Source organism: Streptomyces sp. WM4235 (genome assembly GCF_001279725.1).
Classification (GTDB): domain Bacteria; phylum Actinomycetota; class Actinomycetes; order Streptomycetales; family Streptomycetaceae; genus Streptomyces.
Map to the genome: position 1 here is coordinate 1 of NZ_LGDE01000279.1, position 473 is coordinate 473.

A 473-nucleotide genomic window follows, 5' to 3' on the forward strand; every position below is an offset into this window, starting at 1 on the left:
GCCGTCGTCACCGACCCCGCCTTCGCCCCCACCGAAGGACCCTTCACGGTCCACACCCGCTGGATCGAAACCGAGTTCGTCAACGACATCAAGGCGTTCGTGGCCCCCGCCGCGGAGGACGCCGAGGACGAGCCCGGCCGCGAGACCGTCGTCGTCGAGGTCGGCGGCAAGCGACTGGAGGTCTCCCTCCCGTCCTCGCTGGGCATGACCCTGGCCCGCACCGCCGCCGCCGGCGGCGCCAAGCCCAAGCGCCGCGCCGCCAAGAAGTCCGGCCCGGCCGCCTCCGGCGACACCCTGGCCTCCCCCATGCAGGGAACCATCGTCAAGATCGCCGTCGAGGAAGGCCAGCAGGTCAACGAAGGCGACCTGATCGTCGTTCTCGAGGCCATGAAGATGGAACAGCCCCTCAACGCACACCGCTCCGGCACCATCGTCGGCCTCAAGGCCGAAGTCGGCGCGTCCCTCACCTCCGG

The 473-nt window shown here is 70.6% G+C and carries 1 protein-coding gene; it reads left to right on the forward strand.

The genetic code is table 11. The annotated features are described in order from the left end of the window. The coding region (locus ADK55_RS19375; RefSeq protein WP_159041476.1) for a biotin/lipoyl-containing protein at window positions 1–473 on the forward strand (473 nt) is incomplete at both ends.